General features: G+C 51.8%; 13 protein-coding genes. 7 read left to right on the top strand and 6 right to left on the bottom strand.

Translation table 11 applies throughout. From position 1 onward, the window contains the following. Positions 1–916: 916 nt before the first annotated feature. Both MXE39_RS09410 and MXE39_RS09405 read right to left on the bottom strand, forming a co-directional pair. The gene (locus MXE39_RS09410) at positions 917–1288 is read right to left on the bottom strand and encodes a PilZ domain-containing protein (RefSeq protein ID WP_246978684.1); all 372 of its coding nucleotides are present in this window, start codon (positions 1286–1288) and stop codon (positions 917–919) included. Positions 1289–2016: 728 nt separating this feature from the next. Next, the gene (locus MXE39_RS09405; protein ID WP_247074010.1) at positions 2017–3345 is read right to left on the bottom strand and encodes a DUF416 family protein; all 1329 of its coding nucleotides are present in this window, start codon (positions 3343–3345) and stop codon (positions 2017–2019) included. A gap of 1183 nt (positions 3346–4528) precedes the next feature. Here MXE39_RS09405 and MXE39_RS09400 point away from each other — a divergent pair. Beyond that, positions 4529–4933, top strand: a complete 405-nt coding sequence (locus MXE39_RS09400) for a lysozyme inhibitor LprI family protein (protein WP_246978686.1) — start codon at positions 4529–4531, stop codon at positions 4931–4933. Between the two features lie 863 nt (positions 4934–5796). After that, entirely contained in the window at positions 5797–6186 is a 390-nt protein-coding gene (locus MXE39_RS09395) for a lysozyme inhibitor LprI family protein (protein ID WP_246978687.1), read from the top strand. Between the two features lie 215 nt (positions 6187–6401). Here the strand turns inward: MXE39_RS09395 and MXE39_RS09390 are convergent, their stop codons facing one another. Next, positions 6402–6572: a hypothetical protein gene (locus tag MXE39_RS09390; RefSeq protein WP_246978688.1), complete on the bottom strand. Its 171-nt coding sequence runs from the start codon at positions 6570–6572 to the stop codon at positions 6402–6404. Between the two features lie 1039 nt (positions 6573–7611). On the opposite strand from MXE39_RS09390, the gene MXE39_RS09385 reads away from it, so the two are divergent. Both MXE39_RS09385 and MXE39_RS09380 read left to right on the top strand, forming a co-directional pair. Continuing rightward, positions 7612–9231: a peptidoglycan DD-metalloendopeptidase family protein gene (locus tag MXE39_RS09385; protein ID WP_246978689.1), complete on the top strand. Its 1620-nt coding sequence runs from the start codon at positions 7612–7614 to the stop codon at positions 9229–9231. 67 nt (positions 9232–9298) lie between these two features. Further along, entirely contained in the window at positions 9299–9844 is a 546-nt protein-coding gene (locus MXE39_RS09380) for an Rsd/AlgQ family anti-sigma factor (protein ID WP_246978690.1), read from the top strand. Between the two features lie 280 nt (positions 9845–10124). Here MXE39_RS09380 and MXE39_RS09375 read toward each other — a convergent pair whose 3' ends face one another. The 3 genes from MXE39_RS09375 to purH form a co-directional block, all read right to left on the bottom strand. Further along, positions 10125–10916, bottom strand: a complete 792-nt coding sequence (locus MXE39_RS09375; protein WP_247074008.1) for a sulfite exporter TauE/SafE family protein — start codon at positions 10914–10916, stop codon at positions 10125–10127. A gap of 517 nt (positions 10917–11433) precedes the next feature. Further along, a complete protein-coding gene (gene purD, locus MXE39_RS09370; RefSeq protein WP_246978692.1) occupies positions 11434–12729 on the bottom strand; it encodes a phosphoribosylamine--glycine ligase in 1296 nt (431 codons plus the stop codon). Positions 12730–13188: 459 nt separating this feature from the next. Further along, positions 13189–14823 (bottom strand): bifunctional phosphoribosylaminoimidazolecarboxamide formyltransferase/IMP cyclohydrolase, encoded by a 1635-nt coding sequence (gene purH / locus MXE39_RS09365; protein ID WP_246978693.1) that lies wholly within the window; start codon positions 14821–14823, stop codon positions 13189–13191. Between the two features lie 1404 nt (positions 14824–16227). Here purH and MXE39_RS09360 point away from each other — a divergent pair. The 3 genes from MXE39_RS09360 (at position 16228) to MXE39_RS09350 (ending at position 20626) form a co-directional block, all read left to right on the top strand. Continuing rightward, on the top strand, positions 16228–16509 hold the full coding sequence (locus MXE39_RS09360; RefSeq protein ID WP_246978694.1) for an HU family DNA-binding protein: 282 nt from the start codon (positions 16228–16230) through the stop codon (positions 16507–16509). 1036 nt (positions 16510–17545) lie between these two features. Further along, positions 17546–19198, top strand: coding sequence for a phosphoglucomutase (alpha-D-glucose-1,6-bisphosphate-dependent) (gene pgm / locus MXE39_RS09355; RefSeq protein WP_246978695.1), 1653 nt, complete (start codon positions 17546–17548; stop codon positions 19196–19198). A gap of 510 nt (positions 19199–19708) precedes the next feature. After that, positions 19709–20626: a flagellin gene (locus MXE39_RS09350; protein ID WP_246978696.1), complete on the top strand. Its 918-nt coding sequence runs from the start codon at positions 19709–19711 to the stop codon at positions 20624–20626. Positions 20627–22751 lie beyond the last annotated feature (2125 nt).

The following is a 22751-nucleotide window of genomic DNA, read 5'->3' as shown; positions in this document are numbered from 1 at the left end:
TACAGTTAATTTGTCAACTACCTATGCTGATTTGCACAGCAAGAGAACATATTTGTTCAGAAATTGACCATATTCTCAAAGATGCGGGTCTCTTCACACTGCGCTTTTTCACAAATTACGCATGACGTTGACAACAGGTAATGCTGCCACTTGGCCTGATACTGCCCCAGGTGAAATGTGAAGCGTATCTTAGGCTTTTGTCAGCACGCCGCTGCATATGCGGCTACACAGGGTCTGACCAGTACCACCGACGGCAGTGAAGAGTTGAGGGAACGATTTCACCGGCTCAAGACGGGCACAGCAGACAGGCCTGCAGCGGCGCGACATGCAGGACGGCGGCGGCACGGCAGGCAGGACGGAGGCGGCATCTGCAGTCGGGGCTGCATGCTTTGAATAATGGACTGGGTGATTAGGGACGGGACGTAAATTTCCCTGCTGTTGAACTGGAGTTGCCTGGACAACTCAATGGGGGCGTGCAAGAGGCTGAAAGGGCTGAAAAAGCTGCTCCATGGGGCCAGTGCCAGCTGCTGAGCAGGATGCGCAAGCTGCTGAGTTGGATGCGCAATATGCTCAAGCTGCTGAACCAGCTGCTGCATGGATGGGGGCAATGCTGGCAGGGACAGATTGCAACAGTAAGCGGGATGATTTCCGGCAGATATGAAAGCTAAATAGCGCATGACTGGCACAATCAGGCCATGCAGCAGTGGCAGCTGTCACAAATGCAGGGGTTGTGTCCTGGCAGGTGGTCAGCTGGTAGCAGCGGTCAGCTGACGCCTGTCTGTGCTGTGGCCGGCTGAACTGTGGGCGTCCTTGCATGGCAGTCGGCTACGGGATGGACCTTGCTGGTATGGGGTGGGTACGGGATAAAATAAAATGCCAGACATTTCGTCTGGCATTTTATGGATAAATCTTTTTATCAGTCATTATGCATGAGAACGTTAAGCTCACGGCCAAGAATATCTGAGCGGCCTACGTTCATCTCAACAAGACGGCGCAGGTTGGAAATTGAATCCGAATCAATACGCTCACACTCCAGACCCAGCTTCTTGCCTATTACGTGACGGCAAATCATGAGCATGGTGATCTTGGTAGTGGCCTGCAGCTCGATAACCAGCCTGTACTTCTGGCCTTTAAAGAAATGAGGATCGTCTTCAAAATTTCGCAGCTCTACAAACGCTCCTTTGAGGGATACGTCATGTACCAGAACCATGTAATTCTTCTTTTGAACTTCAGATTGTAAGATGCCTTCCAGATCGAGGGCAACACGAGAGTATTTGCGGCGCTCCATATTCATATTCCTTAGTATTCCTAAGCTTGTTTCCTGATGTAATTAAGAACCTGGCATGAAAATCTGCACTGATCCTGATGCTGGTTGCAGTCAGGATTAAAGGGCTTTCACGGGGTACTCTGTCAGCCTGATGTCTGAACTGACAGGCGTGAGTGCCCGGAGATTCCGCTGCTACATCCAAAACGGGCTGATGTACGCTCAGAAAAACCGTGCCTGAATACTCCCCCGTATCAGGGGAACTCAGCAGTTAAACCTTAGTTTGAATGTTTGACAGCTGCCAGTTAATAAGGTTGCCGGCGTTACCAGGTGCCTTTTCTGACACAAAAGAACGCAAATTGACGATTAAGCAAGCAAAAAAGCGATCGACATAGTGATCACCACTGACTCCGGATAACCGGCCTTTCTCAACTGTGCTTCAATGCCAGTCCTGATGTATGAAAGACTGGACAAAGCATATAGCTGTGATATTGAACTGGCACTAGTTTATCCTGATTCATACTATATTTCTAGTTACACCATAAAAAACCTACAGGCGATTATTTCTAATTGTGATGCAGCGCATCACAATATTGTTAAAAGTGCATTAGAACACGGTAAATCTGCCCTGCAGATTATTCTTAACTGTAAGTTTGTAAAATCAAATATGGACAGTTTTCAGGGGGTTTTTACTGTGTAAACGTTATACTGGTTATCAAGTGTTTGGGACAGCAGAACGTGCACTTTAAAGGTTAATTTTCGGTCCTGGATCCATATGGTCCATAGACAGTGGTCGAACGTCTGGCAGGGCTGCGGGACTGGCGATCTCCTCCTGCTCTGTCACGTCCGTGACGTGGGCCTGAACCATCACGTCCATAGCTGTTACGTTCCTGGCCCAGGCTCTCACCACGTCCGTGGCGGCCACGTCCGTCACGACCGCCCTTGCGGGCGCCGTCGCGGCCACCGGCTCGCTCGTCGCGTCGGCCACCACAGGAACGGCTGCCATTGCGGGCGCCGTCCCGGCGTCCAGGATGACGGCTGTCGCGGTTGCCTGAGCGTTCACGGCGCTGTGGGCCGTGACCGTGCTCAGAGGCGCGGGCAGTGTTCTCTGGGGACCTGGTGTCTGTGTCGCTTTCCAGGAGAGCATCGCCCTCGGTGAAAACTGCATGGCCATGAGCGCCCCGGGCATTGCTGGCGCTGCTGGCGCCGGTGTCGGCGGCTGCTGTCAGGTCGGACTCATCATCAAGGTCATCAAGATCAGCAAAGTCATCACCATCGGTGATGACCACACCGTCTGCAGTTTCGTACTGAGCATCGCTCTCCGGGCTGTCGCTGCCCTCATTGCTGCTGCCTTGAGTGCCGTTGCGGGAGGCTTTGGCATTCTTTTTTCTGGCTGGCAGCTGGCCCCAGACGTTCTCGTCGGAGCTCTCGCCGGGGCGTCCTGCACTGGTGGCGCCATCTGCACCGCCATCGGCGTCGCTGTCACGGGCTGAAATGACAAAGCAGTCGGCAAAGTCCTCGTAGCTTAGCTCAATATCAAGGCCGATATTGCTTACCTCAGGGGCAAGGGCAAAACGCAGCAGCTCCTGGACATTCTTTTCTGAGCGTGGCTCCATGACCTTGTACATAAGGTCAATCTGGAACTGCATCTCACCCTGAATCTCCTCAAGTTCGAGCAGGGCGTCTTCATCAAGTTCCTGATCCGGGTAGTTGTGCTCACAGTAGCGGATAACGCTGGCCATGGATGCCATGGAGGCGTTCTGGGCGTTCTTTGAGCTCATAGGGACGGAGGAGAGGGCTACGTCGAGCATGACGGACACGTCAAAGGCAAAGCTGTCACCTTCGGTATAGTCCTCAAGCTCCATTGGCAGATAAGGCTCGACCTGTTCGAAGGCGGCCTCAAGGTCGATGTGGTTGAATTTGTCGAAGTGATAAGTCCAGCACTGTCTCAGGGCGTTGAGAAACTCGGTGCGACCCTGCACCTGTCTGACTTCACACCACAGGGCAAAGTTGCTGTAGGAGCGGGTAGCCAGCACCAGGGCAAAGAGACTGTGACGCCATGGCGGCATCTTTTTAAGCATGGGATGGAATTTTTCACCAAAAATCAAAATTCACCTCGACGGTATCAGGGATAAACAGTTTTAAGGGCACATTTGATCCAGGCCAGAAATGATTGCATCTAATGACGCATCAAAGCGGCAGGCGGCACTGAAAGCGCCATGGGCGCTTGCTCAGAGCTGTTAACTGCGGCTGGGCAGGAAAGTTCTTTATGGTTAAGGCTGACAGCTGCAGCAGTGAAGTGCGGCTTTTGATTGAGGGCATCCGGAACAGGCCATTATGACCTTAAGTGCAGCCTTATAAGCAGGGACAGCACGCTGTATATCAGCTCTTATGCAGCTGTTAATATTATATCCCAAACACCTGCAAAGGCGATATTTACGGGATTGCATGACCATGCGGTGCCGTCTGTTATTTACGCGCGTCATTGTGTCCATAACAGCACTGCACTGGTCAAGCCCAGGGCGGAATGGTCCGTGCAGCTCACTGAAGCGACTTGGGTGGTTCCATAAGCTGAGGCCAGGCGCTGCTAATCAGGTCTTGCAGCGCAGTTCAGGCAGCATAAGGATCAGTCAGAGGCCAGTTCGAGCCTGAAAGGTCATCCACTTTCGGGCCGTTCGCGGCTGCTGTACTTTACAGGGCAGGACGGTGCTGTCGTAATACATACGACAATGCTCCCTGCCCTGATGTTTTCCGGGCGGCAGTCAGTGCCCCACCCCTGAGCGCTGCAACTGGAGACTCTGCAATTGCAGGTTCTGCAAGTGCAGACGGCGGCTCGGGGCGTGGTGCGTGGGGCGTGAAACAGAACTGAGCTCCTGCTCCTGTCCTGCGCTGTGACTGACATGGGCGGCAGCTGATCTTTGGTATAGCAATACCTTGTGCACCTGATATGACCAGATCCGGGACACAGGCATGGCTGGACCTTACCATGGCTGGACCTGAGCATGGCCATAGAATTTGCCCTGGACGTGGAGTGGACCCTGTCCGGCCAGAACTGAACGGATATGGATGGGGCTTAACTGATGGGCTGTGCTGCCGACTTTTTGTGCAGTGGTCACATCTGCAGTTTGGGGCAGGGAGGACGATGCAGTTACTGTAGTATGATGACAGTGATGAGCGGGTGTGTCCTTGCACTTACCTGTTCTGTTCTGACTTTTCAAGCACTGGTAATTGGTGCTGGTGCTTAAACAAACTGGAGTTATCTCAATGAAAAAGATCATTTGTGCCGCAGTTTGTGGTGCTGCTCTGTTTTCAGCATCAGCCTCCAGCGCTGAACTGAGCGCAGCTTATCAGAAGTGCCTGGATGAGTCCGGCGGTGTTACCGCCGCAATGCTTGACTGTGTTGTTACTGAAAGTGAAATTCAGGACAAGGAACTCAACAGGATTTATGGTCTGTTGATGAAGTCACCTGATGTGGAGCAGGCAACCAAAGACAAGATTAAGGCTCACCAGAGAGCATGGATTAAGTACCGCAATTCAGCCTATGAGGTTTTCCAAACCATTGAAGGCACCATGTACAGATTTAGCGGTGCAGAAAATGACCTCCAAATCCTGGTACGTCAGGTTACCTTCCTTGAGAGTATTGCCTATAGTACAGGTGTTCTTCAGTAATCAGTACGCATCAGGTCTGCGCGCTGTAAATGGCGTACAACTGCTCTAAGCCCGCCTCTGGAGCGCCGCCTGCAAATCACTGCTCGCAGGGCACCAATGCCATGCAGGGCACAAATGCCAGGCATGGCACCAAAGCCATGCAGGGCACCAATGCCTGGCAGGGCGTGACAGTTAGTGGCTGCAGGAGCAGCCCATACATGCACGTTATGCGTCAGTATTAACTGAACACCGGCCTGATCCGAACTGTCTGCACGGTCATGAACCTGCTGGCTTTTGCAGCCACTGCATTTAACAGGGCAGGATGGTTCTGTCGTAATAAATACGACAGGGCCACCTGCCCTGATGCATTTCAGGGCTGCAGGTCTTATCCATCCAGCGGACGCCGCAACAGTGAGCGCCTGCGCCCTGACCTTGCAGGGTCCGGGTGGTTCTGGCTTGCAGGCCAGGCCATGCCAGTGCTGGCAAGGCCATTGTTGAGCATGCCCGGGGGCGTCAGCAGAGCAGGGGCTGGTTATGGCATTGGGGCTGTCGGTGGGGCGGGCGGTGCTGCGGAGCCATGGCTCTGGCATGTGGTGAGTCGGGATTTGACGGGCAAATATCGAAACTGGTCAGTGATAAACAACAGTGCAAGCAGGGCAGTATGGAGGGGAAAAATGGCGGGATCTGTGCTGCAAAGTGCGACAGGGGGCTCATTTTCGGGCAGGGTCAGGGATTTTTGTACAATTTTGTCCGGTAAGTCTATATCCTGAACAGGCAGACCGGTCGGTTCTGTCAGTTACATGCCTGAGCTGCCTGCAGTCTTTTTGTCATCTGGCTCTGGTGGTCGTAACTGCCTGATCAAAAGACACAATGGATTTTTTTGCATGAAAAAGTACCTGAGCGCCCTGGCATTTGGCTCATTAATTTCCACTTCGGCAATGGCTGAGTTTTCTCCTGATTTTCAGCAGTGCATGGACATGTCAAACGGCGTGACCGGAGCAGTCATTGCCTGTTGCGATGCTGAGTCTGCCCGTCAGGAGGCCCGTATTAATGATGCTTTAAATGCCGTAATGAGCTCAAGTATCTCTGAGGAAAGCAAAGCAAAGCTCAAGGCTCACCATGATGCCTGGATGAAGTATCGCGACAGTGCCCGTGACTTCTACAGGACCATGGAAAATAACGTTTATCTGGTTGTCGCCAGTCAGGCTGAGACTGAAATGCTCAATGCCCAGGCTGAATATCTTGAGAGTATTCTCAAGTATGAGGAGCTCTAACATCCCATAGCCTGATACGGATAAGCTCAGAGTCCTGAAATCAGTGCCCCGGCATGACCAGGGAGCGGGCGCCGCAGTACCGGTAAAACGCGTATGAGAATGCGGGGTATATACATACAGCTGGCCTGTGGCTTCTTTTGCAGCTGTTCTGATGGTAGCGGTTCGGCCCCCGGGGCTGCAACCGTCGCAAGTATGAGTGATGGACGGAATGCTGGTCAGAAAGTCGTCAGGCATACTTGCCGGCATGCACACTTGCCCGTCTGCATGGTGGGCTGAATGCCGGGCTGAATGATGTCCTGGAAGGTGGGCTGAATGCCGGGCTGAATGCCGGGCTGAATGATGTCCTTGAAGGTGGGATGCATGCCTGGCTGCGTGATAGCTGTCATGATGGTCATCATGATGGCTGGAGGGCGGGCTGAGAGTTGTTGCGTAATGGCTGTGCCAATTATCGGGGCGCAGGAAGATAATAAAACCGGGAGCTCTCCCGGTTTTGTATTTATGGTTGCATAATTTTGTTATTCCCAGGGGCGCCTGGTCGATTGAGTAGACAGGCTGAGACTGCTAAAATAGCTGATCATTCAGACGTCGGGGTGGGAACTTTTTTCCTGTGCTGATGTCTTAACTGGATAACTGATTCATCAATCCCCGGATCAGGGTATTTCAGCCTGTGCCTGTGCTGGCACTTGGTGTTTGCAGGCTGGATTTATCGGAGGCGGGCTGTGGTGGGTCTTTTCAGGCTGTTTTCTGCAAAAAAATGCCTGCATGTGAGAAATGTCCTGATTATCAGGCCCTGAATATTGCTTTTGAGCATTTCAGGTGTTGGGGACGGCTTTGCAAGGCCGTAACTGCCGGTATCGGGCATGCAGTGAGCAGTCGGCTGTACCAGTACAGCACTTTTCTTTTGTAACTGTGGCCTGTCGTTAATGCGACAGTATTTTTACCCGCATCAGGCGTGATGCATTTTCTGATATCTCTGTGTTTTCGTAAGCTCATTGCCCGGGCGCATGGTCCGTGATGGCGCTGAGTTCAAAGTCTTATCAGCATTTTCTGTTCAGGTTTATCCGGTTAAAGCAGTGCACTGCTGTTTTAACCCTGCTCTAATTCAGTAACTGCAGTAAACCATGGAGCACTGCCCGGCTTTGCGCTGTGTATGGCTGTGCCGCCCTAATACTGCACAAACTGTGCCGCACAAAGTGACAAAATAAAGTCACTTCATGAGAGCACCAGTATTTATCCCGGACTGCAGGCTGAGCTCCTCATGAAAATTCCCGGCTGTTCCCGGGGACAGGTGGTGCCAGGTTCTGCCAGGATTTATCTCACTGTTGTGTCCTGTTACAGATTTCTGTTCAGTCCTTAATGCGAAATGACAACATATAGGTAGGGAAAGAAAGGCGCTTTTGATGTAGTCCATAACCTGGTTAAAAAATGCAAACTGAAGACTATATCTTTCAGGACGACCTGTCTGCCAGCAAGTACCCGCTCTCGAAAAAACATGTTATAGCCATCTCCAGCACTGTATTTCTTGCCAGTGCTCTATATTTCGCCCTGCCTCAGGACAGAACCGTTACCACAGTTGCCTCTCACAATCCGCCAGTGTACGGCGATATAGGGGACGAAAACGGTTACGAGGACGTAATCGATCCAACCCGCTCCCTTACAGATATTCTGCTTACCAACGACAATGACCTGCCGGCATCGTCAAGTGACGTTCTCATTTCCGAAAATAACAACAACCAGGATGTTTACACCCAGTCTGAACTGGGCTCAATGGAAAACTACGATGAGGACGATCTGACTGCTGCCCTTTCCTATACTGATGAATCTGCACTCGAGGCCTCATTAAACGAGCTGGCCAGCAAGGATGCCTCCATGGCAGCTCAAAAGATCAACTGGATAGCTGAAGATGTGCAGCGCGGCGACACTCTGAGCTCCATCTTCTCAGACATGAACATTCCTTATGCTGTCATGATGGCCATTGCCGATAATCCTGAGGCCGGCAGCAACGTGACCAATCTGCGTCCAGGTCACAAGGTATATTTCAGTTTTGACAAAGACAATAATCTCACCGGCTTTGTAAAGCAGATCAATGGTGACGAGCAGTGGCGCTTTACCCGCAGCGACGTTACCACCATGAACTTTGATGTAGTGCGCGAGCCAAAGGGCGAGCACATCATGGTACTGGATGAAAATGGCAAGCTGGTGCCGTCGAGCACTCTTGGTGATGGTCCTGCCTATCGTAACCGTGGCCGCCTGGTAGTAGCTACCATCGAGCAGGGTGACAGCTTCTCAAATGCCGCCCATGAAGCCGGTCTTACCTATTCTGAGATCCGTCAGATTACCGATCTGTTCAAGGGCCAGGTGCAGTTTACCCGTCATATTCAGCCAGGCGACTCCATTCGTGTGCTCTTCTCTGAGGACAAGGGCGCCGGAAAAATCAACGCCATTGAGCTCAAGCTCAAGAAGGTGGGCACTCTTTCAGCCTACCGTAACCTCGCTGACGACAAGTATTATGACGAGCGAGGCTACAATGCAGCAAGCTCGACCTTCCGTCGTTTCCCTATTGATGGCAAGGTAATTATTTCATCCCACTTCAATCCCAGCCGTCGCCATCCTGTAACCGGTGTGATTCGACCTCATAACGGCACTGACTTTGCCGTAAGAGTGGGTACTCCAATTGTTTCTCCTGCTGACGGCGTGGTTGAGCTGGCCAAGTACTCACGTACTGCCGGTTACTACATCATTATCCGCCACCGTGGCAGCTACTCTACAGTCTATATGCACTGCTCAAAGCTGCTGGTAAAGCAGGGTGACTCGGTCAAGATTGGCCAGATGATTGCCCGCTCGGGTAATACCGGTATCTCTACCGGACCTCATCTGCACTACGAGCTGCGACGCAACGGCCGTCCTGTAAACGCCATGCGCATTACCCTTCCGGCCAATGACGATACTACCGTGGCCCGCAAGTACCGTCAGCGATTTAACAGTAATGTAGCCATGTTCAAAAAAGAGCTCTATCAGGACTCATTAATTGCCCAAAAGGACTAAATAATTGTTAAGATGATCCCATGTCCGGCTGGTTCTGGACATGGGTTTGTTTTTTCAGGAGGTCGAAATGACTGTGAAAGCCATAGGCGGTTTCAATACGACCCTGCAGGAGGTCGAGGAGCGCTACGCCTGGATCAATGAAATGATTCAGTCACGTCAGACTCTGGTTCTTAAGTACATGCAGCTGCTGACAGCTCAGGGCGGTCATGATGCGGCCAGTGACGACCTTTACTCACAGGAAAACTCTTACCCTCCTGTATCAGCCATCACCTCTTTTTGCGACCATCTCATCGATTACGTATCCCACGGTCACTTCGATCTCTATCCCAAGATAATGGGACTGCTTGAGAAGTCCTCAAGCCGCTCTCTGTCCATTGCTCATCGCGCTATGCCAAAGATTGAGAAAACCACCGAGTTCCTGCTCAACTTCAATGACCGTTATGCAGAGGATATGGATGAGACCAAGTATGATTCTCTCATGTCCGATCTGGCCCGTGTAGGCGAGTGTCTGGAGCTGCGCTTTAAGAGTGAGGACCGCCTCATCAAGGGTCTGCGCGTGCTCAATATCAGAGACACAGTAGCCGCCCGTGAGCAGGCCGCTGAAAACAGCTGACAGACTGCCACAGGCCCCGGCTGCTAAGGCGTTCCAGCTGCCTCAGCTGCTACGGCCGCCAGGGCTTTCCATGCGCACCAGCTGCGCCGGATGCACCGTCTGACCGGATGCCCCGTCCTGACCTGATGCCAAGTTCTGCCAGGATGCCCAGTCGTTTCAGGCTGCCGTGCAGCGCTGTATGCAGGGCTTGAGCAGCGGGCCGGTCAAAGGGGCTGATTAAGATACGACAAAGCCAGGCATTAAGCCTGGCTTTGTCGTATCTGGAGGTGGCGCTGATCTGCTACTTAAGGGCTGTGTACATGAGCAGGACTCCGCTTAGCATGGCCACTATGGAGAAGACTACTCTGACCTTTTCCGTAGGCATTTTAAGCAGCAGCGAGGTTCCTATATAGGCGCCAAGGAAGGAGGCCACAATCATTGCCGGAATCCACTGCCAGTGAATGGCTGTTACCGCTCCTACAGTAAAGGCGCCCACAGCATTCCAGATAGTGGCTACGAATACCATGGTGTGGAAGATGGCGCGCTTGAGCTCAAGGCCAAAGACCATGGCAAGAGTAAGGGTGGAGAACAGTCCGGCACCTGATGACAGTGAGCCTGAAAACATGCCAATGATTATGATAAGGAATATGCCCAGGATAAAGCGGGAGCGGGAGATGTTCTCCACTCCAGTCGAGCCAAAGCCTTTTTTGAGCATGGTGTACAGGCCCATGGCAATGGTGACCAGGCCCACGGTGATTTCTGCAGCTTTGGTGGGCACGTTAATGACAATCAGAGTACCTGCTACTACAGCCGGGCATCCGGCCAGCATCATCACCAGGGCAACAGAGCGGCTGATGCTGTAATTGCTGCTCTTTTTCTTTGCCAGAGCTCCTATGCCCAGGAATACTACGGCCACCTTGTGGGTACCAAGGGCGGTAGCAAAGGGAAGTCCCATCAAAATAAGCAGAGGAAACTGAACGAAGCCGGCACCACCGCCTGATACAGAGGCAAAAAGGTTGGCGGTAAAGGTGAAGGCAAAGACCAGAACCTGGTCAAGAAGGGCAGAAGCGTCCATCGAAAATCTCTCAAGCACTTGCTAAAGTCAGTCTTCCTGCGGCTGACTGGTATCAGGAAAAGCTGAGTACAGCTTAGATCTTTTATTTCTGATGATGTATCGAAGAGCGTATTGTTGCGGGCTTTTATCATCAATTCAGCTCAATTTGTGATCGCGGTTAAGATCCGGCTTTAATCCATGATCATATGTGGTGCCTCTTTTAAGCCCGGAACAGTCAAATCGGTTCAAAAGGTAAAACAAAAGGCATATTCCATGGGGAATATGCCTTATTGCCTTAAGAAAGCAGGGGCTGTTCTGACCTTGCGGTCAGGCCAGCAGGGCTGACGCCTGGCTGGGCCTGGCTGTGCCCAGCTCCTGATGCCGTCCCAGCCTCCAGAGCCAGAGCAGCAGCCAGAGCCATGGCAGCAGCCAGAGCAGCAGCCAGAGCCATGGCAGGGGCAGAGTGTGGCCACTGCAGGGGCACGGAATGGCCCCGGCAGGGCCTGGTGACGGCATGGGCAGGGCGCAGCCGCGCCCATGACGGACGGCCAGGGGGTTACTTGTCGCCCTTGAGGCGCTCCAGGGCGCGGTGGGCAATGTCCTTACGGTAGAACATGCCATTGAAGCTGATATTGCGAGCCAGAGCATAGGCGCGGGCGGTAGCCTCGGCTACGTCCTCACCCATGGCAGTTGCGCACAGTACGCGGCCGCCATTGGTAACAACCTGGCCGTCCTTCTCAACAGTACCGGCATGGAAGATCTTACCGTACTCAGGAAGAGGGGTATCAAGTCCGCTGATGACATCACCCTTACGTGGACTGGCAGGGTAACCCTCGGCAGCCAGCACAACGCCCACAGCTGGATTTGGATTGTATGAGCAGGTCTTGCCCTCAAGACCGCCAGGTTCACAGCCACGGTAGCACAGGTCAACCAGATCAGAGGTCATACGCAGCATGATTGGCTGAGTCTCAGGGTCACCAAAACGGCAGTTGAACTCAACTACACGTGGGTCGCCATTGTCATCAATCATCAGGCCTGCATACAGGAAGCCGCAGTAAGGAATGCCGTCATCGGCCATACCCTTGATGGTAGGCTCGATAATTCGCTCCATTACCTTCTGATAGACTTCGTGGGTAACAATTGGGGCTGGGGAGTAGGCACCCATACCACCGGTGTTAGGGCCGGTATCGCCGTCGCCTACACGCTTGTGGTCCTGAGAGGTTGCCATTGGAACGGCATTGATGGTATCGGACATCACGATGAATGAGGCTTCCTCACCCTTCATAAACTCTTCGATAACAACGCGGGCACCGGCATCACCAAAGGCATTGTCCTCAAGCATGGACTTGACGGCCTCGATGGCCTCATCTTCGGTCATGGCAACTACTACGCCCTTACCGGCAGCAAGGCCGTCAGCCTTGATAACGATAGGAGCGCCATTCTTCTTGATGTAGGCAATGGCCTCATCAACCATGGTGAAGACTTCATAGGCAGCAGTAGGGATGTTGTGGCGCTTGAGGAAGTCCTTGGTAAAGGACTTGGAGCCCTCGAGCTGAGCACCGGCCTTAGATGGGCCGAAGATGCGCAGACCGGCATCCTTGAATGCGTCAACCAGACCTGCAACGAGCGGACCCTCAGGGCCGACGATGGTCAGATCAATGGCAGCATTGCGGGCAAAATCAACCAGACCCTGAATGTCCTTGACGTCGATATCGACGTTCTCGATTTTGTTTTCCTTACGAGTGCCTGGATTGCCAGGAGCAATATAGACAATATCAGCCAGTGGAGACTGGGCAGCACGCCAGGCCAGGGCATGCTCACGGCCGCCATTACCAACAACTAAAACTTTCATGCAAATTCTCCGAACATGCTTGTCTGCTGACCTTGTGACAGGCCCGGACAAGTCACGTCCTTAATCAGTGCTGAGAGCATATAACCACAGGGTGATATGCCCTCAGGTTAGCCCTTACCGTATAAACGGTACGGGGCGTATCCGGCATCTGAGCAGGCACCCCTGGTGCGGCTGACACCATGCCGGGCATGTAACTGCGTCGCAGCAGTAAGTGTTCTGCTGCTGACGGCACCGCCTCTGTCCTGAAGATGCTCAGACGCCTCTGCTGCAGCGCTCACAGGCTGAGGCTGCAGTGTTCAGAGGCTCAGGCTGCAGCACTCACAGGCTGAGTCTGCAGTCTCGTCGCTGCTGCAGCCCGCCTGGCTTGCACAGCGCGGAGCAGCATGCTGTTTCGTTACAGCATGGGCTTTCTCAATGACAGGGGAAGTGCTAACGTGTCTGAAAGACACGTACTTTTAATTAGTGGCGGAAGTGACGTACGCCGGTGAATACCATGGCAATGCCATGCTCGTCAGCGGCCTGGATGACTTCCTCATCACGGATGGAGCCGCCAGGCTGGATAATGCACTTTACGCCGGCAGCGGCAGCGGCATCAACGCCGTCACGGAACGGGAAGAAAGCATCAGAGGCAAGTGCAGAACCCTGCAGGGAGAGCTTTGCATCTTCAGCGCGAATGGTGGCAATACGTGCAGAGAAGACACGTGAGGTCTGGCCGCAGCCAATGCCCAGAGTGCGGTTGGCACTGGTGTAGACAATGGCATTGGACTTGGTGTACTTGCAGACGCGCCAGGCAAAGAGCATCTCGGTGATCTCTTCTTCGGTAGGAGCACGTTTGGTTACTACCTTGAGGTCCTCGCGCTTTACGTTAACCAGATCTGCGTCCTGAACCAGCAGACCGCCGTTAACACGCTTGAAGTCATAACGTGGCTGACGCTCATCCATGTCGCCTATGGCCAGCAGACGTATGTTCTTCTTGGCAGCAACAGCCTGCTTTGCCTCTTCAGTTACGGACGGAGCAACAATAACCTCGCAGAACTGACGGTCAACAATGGCCTGAGCGGTCTTGCCGTCGAGTTCGCGGTTGAAAGCGATAATACCGCCAAAAGCAGACTCGCTGTCTGACTCAAAGGCCTTGATGTAGGCATCAGTCAGGTTGTCAGCCATGGCAACACCACATGGGTTGGCGTGCTTGACGATTACGCAGCATGGCTGCTCGAGGAACTCGCGCACGCACTCGATAGCGGCATCGGTGTCAGCGATATTGTTGTAGGAGAGCTCCTTGCCCTGATACTGCACGGCAGTGGCAATGGAGGCATTGGTAAGGGAGGTGTCCTTGTAGAAGGCAGCCTGCTGATGTGGGTTCTCGCCGTAGCGCATGCCCTGGAGCTTGACGAAGTTGAGGTTGAGGGTGCGTGGGAACTGACGCTTAACCAGCTCAACACCGGTCTCGGAGATGACAGGAGTGCCGGTCTCGTTCTCATCCTTGTTGCCGTAATCAGAGGCGATAGTACCAAAGTAGTTGGCAATGGCTGAGTCGTAGGAGGCAGTGTGTTCGTAGGCGGCTACAGCCAGATCAAAGCGGGTCTTGTAGGTGAGGGAGCCGTTGTTGGCGTCCATTTCGGCGATCACGCGATCGTAGTCGCCGGCATTGACAACGATGGCAACGTCACGGTGATTTTTGGCAGCTGCACGAACCATGGTAGGGCCGCCAATGTCGATGTTCTCGATAGCCTTTTCCAGGGAGCAGTCAGGATCAGAGGTGGTTTTGACAAATGGATAGAGGTTGACGCAGACAAGGTCGACTGGCTTGATGCCGTGCTCGTCCATTACAGCCTCATCGGTGCCGCGACGGCCCAGGATGCCACCGTGGATCTTTGGATGCAGGGTCTTTAAGCGACCGTCCATCATCTCAGGGAAGCCGGTGTAGTCAGAAACTTCGATAACCTGAACACCATTGTCCATTAAAAGTTTGGCAGTGCCGCCGGTTGAGAGAATCTCAACACCGCGCTTAGATAAGGCCTGGGCAAACTCCAGGACACCGGTCTTATCAGATACAGAAATCAAAGCTCTTCTGACAGGACGAGATAAATCCATTCTTAAATGCTCCGCAGATAAGGTGAAAGAACAAAAAACAGCGGGCATCTAACACCAAAGCCCCGCAGGTGCAGGGCTGATGAAAGATGCCGGCAGAAAGAAACCGGATATGAAGATAAGAGAGGAGGTCCTGTTGCGCCTTATGCGCATCTCTGATGGGAAATCAGAGCTCTACAGCTCAGGACAGAGGTTATTGCTGTCACTGCAGAACAAAACAGTCGTACAGCAACGAACACATCAGTGATACAAACCTTAAGGGCCAGCATATGGCCGGATAATATGACTTGCTGCAGGCATGAACCAGTCAGCCTTGTTTCAAATCAGTAAAACTTATGGACAGGGTCTGAAATTTGCGCATATTTTAGCATGACAATGCCCTTTGATGCCCCTGCACTGCAAAAATCATAAGCTCATCAGGTTCCGGCAAACAGAGGCTTAAAGCACCTGAAAAAGCTCTGCCAGTTGTGAGCGCACTCCCAGCCTCTGGCACAAACCCCACCCAACCCCACCTCTGTCAGTCACCGCCATCAATCCTTATCATCACAGCAAGCACACTGCCCCTTGCTTCCTGGCAGCTGCACAGCAACCATCCTGCATCAGCTGCAGGCCATCACAATCCCACAAGCCCGGAGGGGCTGAGGCAAAAAGAGCTGAGACACATTGCGCTGAAGCAAAGTGAGACGGGGCACGATGGGTTGAGACACAATGCGCTGAAGCAAAGTGAGCCGGGGATGGAGGAGTCACAATGCGCTGAAGCAAAGTGGGTAGAGGCAAAGCCGGCCATGTAGCAGTGTAATGAGTACATACGATATTCAATGGAGTGAGGCATACACTCCATGATATTGCTTACTGCTACTTGTCGTATATTGCGCAACATGTTTTCAGGCCGGGAGCGGGTACCTGACGTATATTAATGGGGTAAAGGTCATAAATGCGATAAATACCGGGTTTTATAATCATATCTACAGATCTGAAAATGGCAGAACAATGCTGTAAGTATGGATAGAAATTCAGCTATATGAGAATGTAAAAGCAATTTTTCACAAATGGCTTACTTAAGGGATTTATGATCGGAACTTCTTAGGGGCAAAACAGGGCAAAAAGTGGGTAGAAATGGCTCTACATAAAGGATTTAGGGGCCTAATTTCAAGTAGCGGGATCAAAAATATTTTTTTGTAAGTTCAGGGCCTTTCAGCCTGTACTGAACAGGCTGCAAAAATGGCTTATATAAGGCATTTTTATATAAGGCTAAAACATGTACGGGCTTACAATAGCACAAGCAAAAGCCGCTATTTATGCCATTTTTCACAAAATTGTGTTGATATTTAGCATTTGATGTGGTGAAATTCTAAAAAAATCGAGTGGTCGACTGACCAGTGTTTCGGATTGAAAGGATATATCGATATGAATAAGTCTGCACTTATCGATCAAATCGCAAAGCGTTCTGAGTTACCAGTTTCCCAGTCCCGCAAGGCCTTAGATGCTATGTTAGAGACCATCACCGAGGCTTTAAGCAATGGCGATCGTGTTCAGTTAGTAGGCTTTGGTACTTTTAAGGTAACTGATCGTAAGTCTCGTGAGGGCCGTAACCCAAAGACCGGTGAGGTTATTGAGATCCCTGCTTCTAAGACCCCTTCTTTCACCGCTGGTGCCGAGTTAAAGAAGTCCGTAAACAACCGTGACTAATTTTTAACTTCTGGAAAGACAAGTCTTTAGTAGAAGACACAAAGGGCAAGTTATTGCATTGCGATGCAGTAACTTGCCTTTTTTCGTGGCCTTAAAAAACACCCGTCCCCGCCAATGCCATATCCTGCAGACCCTCAAGCCCGCCAGCCCGTCCCATCCTGCAGCTCATAGTATGCTGCCTGCTCATGCAATCCTGCCCACACATCCCGTCCGACCTGCACAGTCGCTCCCACAGCTCATTGCATGCAGCCTGCTCATGCAATCCTGCTCGCACATCCTGTCCGACCAGCACAGTCGCTCCCACAGCTCATTGCATCCGGGCTGTACACCCCTCCCAAAGCTCATTGCAAACGGCCTGAAATTGCCATCCGGCCTTCGAGGTCAGGCTCAGCCAGGTTCTCTCACCGTTTACGCGCCCACCTCCAGCTGTTTTACGTATCTGTCATATTAGTCCTCAGTTTCGCCCGTACTGGCTGCACTTCCGATGACTATGCTTATATGAATGTGCAGGCGGTTACGAGCGCCAGACCTGTCACTTGAGGTGGCTGATATGAGGTCAGTGCTGTGCTTGCGTAACTGCAGCGCATTTCAGGGAGCTATTTGCTCAAATTGCGTGCTCTACACCACGCTTTAACAAAGTCGCGCCTGTAATTGACAGACAAAATCCCATACAATAGTTGAGCAATATTGTCAGTTCAGGCCAGCAGGCCATAGCAATCCTGAAGCTGCCCTCTCCTGACTGCAGACAGCTGTGCTGATGCATGGCGTTAGCTGCAGTATCGGCTGTTCTGTCCTATGGAGCAGCTGTTATCGAAGAGTGTGTGTAACCTTATTTGTGCGAGGGATGCTGCAGGCAATATCAGCTACGGCTGGTTCTGAGTTATCAGACAGCAGCTGAACGACAGCAGACCGGGGGTATCAACAGGTGCCCAGGCTGGCTGCCCGGGCCGTACTATGCAGACTGACCGGGAGCCGTAACCGGACTGAAGAACACAGGAAGTCCTCTGGACATAGTTAACAGGTCAAGGAAAGACATATGGCAATTCATGAGCGTGCAGGTACAAAGGCATTAGATTCAGATCTGGTCAACATTCCGCGTCTGATGGCAGCTTATTACTTAAACAAACCGGATGTCGACAATCCTGACGAGATGGTAAGCTTCGGTACCTCCGGTCACCGTGGTACCTCTCTTAACAGCTCCTTTACCGAGACTCACATTCTGGCTGTTTCACAGGCCATTGCTGAGTACCGTGTAAAGGAAAATATCTGCGGACCATTATTCCTGGGTATGGATACCCACGCTCTGTCAGAGGCTGCTCTGGCCAGTGCTGTAGAGGTTCTGGGTGCCAACGGCGTTCAGGTCCGTATTGAAAAGGACCATGGCTACACCCCAACCCCAACCATTTCCCACGCCATTCTTACCTATAACAAGGACAAGACCGGTTCAGCCCGTGCTGACGGTATTGTAATCACCCCGTCTCACAACCCTCCTACCGATGGCGGCTTCAAGTACAACCCTGTTGACGGCGGCCCAGCCGGCACCGAGATTACCTCATGGGTTCAGAACCGTGCCAATGAGATCATCCGCAACGGTCTGAAGGATGTTAAGCGCGTAAGCTACGACCAGGCTCTCAAGCTCGATAACGTTCAGGAATACGATATGCTCACCGAGTATGTTGATGATCTGATCAATGTAATCGACCTCAAGGCAATTGCCGATGCCGGTCTTAACATCGGTGTTGATCCGCTGGGCGGCTCAGGCCTGTTCTACTGGGACCGCATTGCCGACAAGTACGGTCTGAAGATCAAGGTTGTTAACTACAAGGTTGACCCAACCTTCTCCTTCATGTGCCTCGATAAGGACGGTAAGATCCGTATGGACTGCTCATCCCGCTATGCCATGGGTGGTCTGATTGCTCTTAAGGATCAGTTTGATATTTCCTTTGGTAACGACCCTGACTATGACCGTCATGGCATTGTCTGCCACTCCGGTCTGATGAATCCTAACCACTATCTGTCAGCTGCCATTAACTATATCTACACCCACCGTGAGAACTGGCCTAAGGAGGCCATGGTAGGCAAGACCGTAGTGTCCTCCTCCATGATGAATCGTGTTGCTGCCGGTCTGGGCCGCAAGGCTTATGAAGTTCCAGTAGGCTTCAAGTGGTTCGTACCAGGTCTGTTTGACAAGTCCCTGGCCTGGGGCTGTGAGGAAAGTGCCGGTGCTTCCTTCTTAAGAAAGGACGGCTCTGTATGGACCACCGATAAGGACGGTATTATTGCTGCTCTGCTGTCAGCTGAAATGCTGGCTGTTACCGGCAAGGACCCATCCGAGCACTACAAGGAGCTGACCGAGAAGTACGGCAACCCTGTCTACAACCGTGTTGATGCTCCAGCCAGCTCTCAGCAGAAGGCTGTGCTCAAGAAGCTCAACCCTGCCTCTGTTGAAGCTGATACCCTGGCAGGCGAGCCAATCCTTGAGAAGCTCACCACTGCTGCCGGCAACGGTGCTGAAATTGGCGGCCTGAAGGTAGTCACCGAGAACGGCTGGTTCGCAGCACGTCCATCTGGTACCGAGAACATCTACAAGATCTACATGGAGTCATTCAAGGGTGAAGAGCACGTCAAGCAGATCGAGAAGGAAGCTACCGAGATTGTTGACGCTGCCTTAAAGAAGGCCGGCGCTTAACCCCACAGCCGAATACCGCATGCAGTACAATCCTGCCAGGTGATGCTGCCCGGTACAGGGCAGCACTCATGAGAACAGAAAAATGCCAGGTGTAACAGCCTGGCATTTTTCTTTGGAAAAGCGGTGTCTGAATGGTCTTGGCTTACATTCCGCCCAAAGCATACAGGGGGCAAAAAGCATGAGCGGTGTAAACAAACTCATTTACGGAACTTAAAAAACGTGCGTGAGATGCATACTAAAACTGCAAATAAACACATCTGAACTCACACATCCTTACGTGCATGTTCATACTTAGTGATCGTTAACATTGGCGTATTGACGGGCTTTGTCGATTTTGCCAAGTCGTGGTTGTTGCATCTATGACTGGTATACAAGTGTCTATTTATACGATATTTATGCGCGATGATAACTTTTAGTCAAATACATCAATATCCCCGTTACAACGGGCATAGACTATAAATACGCGACATCGAATGCCTGATGTCGCAATACTATGTAGAGAGACAATAAATGGCAGTATACGTAAACACAAATGTGAGCTCCTTAAATGGACGCAGATATCTTAATAATGTTCAGAATCAGCTGACTACTACGTATCAGCGCCTCAGTTCTGGTATGAGAATCAACAGTGCAAAAGACGATGCTGCTGGTCTTCAGATATCATCCAGATTAACTACTCAGATTAATGGTCTTAATCAGGGTAACCGCAATGCCTCCGACGGTATTGCCCTTGCCCAGACCATCGAAGGCGCCATGGACGAAACCACCTCCATGCTGCAGAAGATTCGTACTCTGGCTGTTCAGGCCGCCAACGGCACCAATACTGCCGAAGATCGTGCCGCCTTAAAGAAAGAGGCTGACGCTCTGGGTTTTGAAATCACCCGTATTGCCCGCCAGACCAAGTTTGGCGGCATGACCGTATTAGACGGTGCCAACACCTCTGCAATCTATGGCAAGAACGGTGGTCAGAACAAGTCTGTAGGTAAACTTACTTTACAGGTAGGCGCTAACAACGGTGACACCATCGACTTTGAAGTCCAGACCACTATTATGTCCAAGCTCTTTGCTGGCCAGGCTGGTGGTAATCCTCCTGCTGCTGGTGCAGCTCTTTGGAATAAGGATACTGGATTTACTCTGGCAACTGCTGATGATGCCAGTAAGTTAATCGCAGAGGTTGACAGTGTTATTGCCAAGGTTGATGGCCAGCGCGCTGGACTAGGTGCGATTCAGAACAGGTTAGAGAGTTCAATCCGCAACCAGGCTAATGTTTCTGCCAACCAGGCAGACGCCCGCAGCCGCATTCGTGACGCTGACTTCGCCGAGGAGTCTGCCAACCTGAGCCAGCAGTCCATTATTCAGCAAGCAGCTACCTCTATGCTGATGCAGGCCAACACCCGTCCTCAGCTGGGTCTGTCTCTGTTAGGCTAATACCTGACTTACATTCATACAGGAGCCATTGGCCTCTGTAGCACATGAATAAAGCCTCCGGTTCATAAGAGCTGGAGGCTTTATTCATTCTTGCCTCTCGTAAACGCTAGACTACTTGATGTTATGCCCCCAAAAGAATGGAAAGAAAAACAGCCTCAAGGGCCGTACGTATGCTGGCTGGCGCAAAATGGAGGTGCTAAACGCATGGTCTCGGCAAATGGGGGACGGTCGCGGTGGCAGGGGTCAGTTTCAGCTGTTACACCCCCCACAAGAATGGAAAGAAAAACAGCCTCAAGAGCCGTACGTATGCAGGCTGGCGCAAAAGGTGGTGCTAAACGCATGCTCTCGGCGAATGGGTGACGGGCGCGGTGGCAGGGAGCAGCAACAGCTGTTGCATCCCCCACAAGAATGGAAAGAAAAACAGCTTCAAAGGCTGTACGTATGCCGGTTGGCGCAAAATTGTGGTGCTAAACGCATGGTCTCAGCGAATGCGTGACGGTCGCGGTGGCAGGGCTCAGCTTTAGATGTTACATCCCCCACAAGAATGGAAATAAAATCAGCCTCAAGGGCCGTACGTATGCTGGCTGGCGCAAAATGGTGGTGCTAAACGCATGGTCTCAGTGAGTGTGGGGATGGCGCGGTGGCAGGGCGTAGCATCAGCTGTTGCATCCCCCACAAGAGTGGAAAGAAAAACAGCCTCACAGGGCGTACGTATGCCGGCTGGCGCAAAATGGTGGTGCTAAACGCATGGTCTCGGCTAATGGGGGGGACGGGCGCAGTGGCATGGTTCAGTTACAGCTGTTGCATCCCCTACAAGAATTGAAAGAAAAACAGCCTCAAAGGCCGTACGCATGCAGGCTGGCGCAAAATGGCGATGCTAAACGCATAGCCTCGTAGAAAGGGGGACGGGGGCGGTGTGGAAGGGCTCAGCTTTAGCTGTTACATCCCCCACAAGAGTGGAAAGAAAAACAGCCTTAAAGGCCGCACGCATGCAGGCTGGCGCAAAACGGTGGTGCTAAACGCATGGTCTGGTGGTTCTGGGAATAAGATGCGGTGGAAAGTGCCTGCACTGTTATTTGTGGGACTGACGATGAGTATTGGGCTGTAGCTGTGGCTGTGGCTGTGCCTGTGGCAAAGACAGAGGCAATTGCAGTGGCAGGGCTGGGGCGAGTGCCTTATGCTCTGCTTCTGTTGAGGGGATGGGGATGGGGATGGGGACGGGATGCGGAGGTGGATGGTGCTGTGGAGGAAAATAAGAAACGCCTGAGATCAAAGGGGATTGCATGATCTGCAGGCGCTCTTGCGGGACAGACGCTGGCTCGGGCGTCTTTGGGCACGAGCTGTCTGAATATTCTCTCTTAATAGCGGTAATGTCTGTTACCGGCCTCTCAGGCTTTTTCGTACAGCCGACAGGGCTGTCAGATGCTGCCTGGTTTTAGCTCTCGCTGTTGTACTGCTCTACTGGCTTAAGTACGAAGAATAAGCCGGATGCAACAACACACATAACAAATAAGGCAGCAAATAAAGTAATCATTAAACACTCCTGAGGTCTGACCAGGAGAACTTATGAGAGAGAAATGAATGGTCAGACTGATTTACACAGTAATAACTTCCCGCATATGCAGCATATGAGGTGTGCACGGATTATTACTGCACCGAAAAACATAAAAGTGTGGAAATCAAGGTGCGGCTGAGTATTAGCCATGATGTATGCGGCTACCATTTGATGTCTGATCATGCACAATAAGAGTGCAACCAACATACAACAACCAGTACAACCTTTTGGGCTGTTACAAGTACCGTTTCCGTAACTGTATTTTAGAACATTTTAACCAGCTAAAAGTTCCGGACAAAATGGAAAATTTTTGAAATTTTCCTCAAATCCAGGCCATTTCTTATATCTAGGAATGCCGTTTTTACGCTAAGGAAATGTGGTAATTTGCATCAAGGAAAATGACCAAAATTTTTGCAATTTTCTGGGCTGCGACACGCATACTATCTGCATTACAACGCGCAATTACAGTGCAAACGTTGTCATTGGCTTTCATTATCACCAAAAGTACCATTTCGGTCCTCAGCTGTATACCTATGACAAGATACAGAAATTGTGTCTTTAATTCATTAT

The sequence above is a fragment of the Anaerobiospirillum sp. NML120511 genome, assembly GCF_023050955.1.
Classification (GTDB): Bacteria; Pseudomonadota; Gammaproteobacteria; order Enterobacterales; family Succinivibrionaceae; genus Anaerobiospirillum.
Note: the sequence above shows the minus strand (reverse complement) of the source record. Positions and strands in the feature narration are given on the sequence as shown.

Coding starts and splice junctions, on each gene's coding strand:
- MXE39_RS09410 (WP_246978684.1), bottom strand. CDS start 1,288: ATGGAGCGCCGCAAATACTCTCGTGTTGCCCTCGATCTGGAAGGCATC.
- MXE39_RS09405 (WP_247074010.1), bottom strand. CDS start 3,345: ATGCTTAAAAAGATGCCGCCATGGCGTCACAGTCTCTTTGCCCTGGTG.
- MXE39_RS09400 (WP_246978686.1), top strand. CDS start 4,529: ATGAAAAAGATCATTTGTGCCGCAGTTTGTGGTGCTGCTCTGTTTTCA.
- MXE39_RS09395 (WP_246978687.1), top strand. CDS start 5,797: ATGAAAAAGTACCTGAGCGCCCTGGCATTTGGCTCATTAATTTCCACT.
- MXE39_RS09390 (WP_246978688.1), bottom strand. CDS start 6,572: ATGACAGCTATCACGCAGCCAGGCATGCATCCCACCTTCAAGGACATC.
- MXE39_RS09385 (WP_246978689.1), top strand. CDS start 7,612: ATGCAAACTGAAGACTATATCTTTCAGGACGACCTGTCTGCCAGCAAG.
- MXE39_RS09380 (WP_246978690.1), top strand. CDS start 9,299: ATGACTGTGAAAGCCATAGGCGGTTTCAATACGACCCTGCAGGAGGTC.
- purD (WP_246978692.1), bottom strand. CDS start 12,729: ATGAAAGTTTTAGTTGTTGGTAATGGCGGCCGTGAGCATGCCCTGGCC.
- purH (WP_246978693.1), bottom strand. CDS start 14,823: ATGGATTTATCTCGTCCTGTCAGAAGAGCTTTGATTTCTGTATCTGAT.
- MXE39_RS09360 (WP_246978694.1), top strand. CDS start 16,228: ATGAATAAGTCTGCACTTATCGATCAAATCGCAAAGCGTTCTGAGTTA.
- pgm (WP_246978695.1), top strand. CDS start 17,546: ATGGCAATTCATGAGCGTGCAGGTACAAAGGCATTAGATTCAGATCTG.
- MXE39_RS09350 (WP_246978696.1), top strand. CDS start 19,709: ATGGCAGTATACGTAAACACAAATGTGAGCTCCTTAAATGGACGCAGA.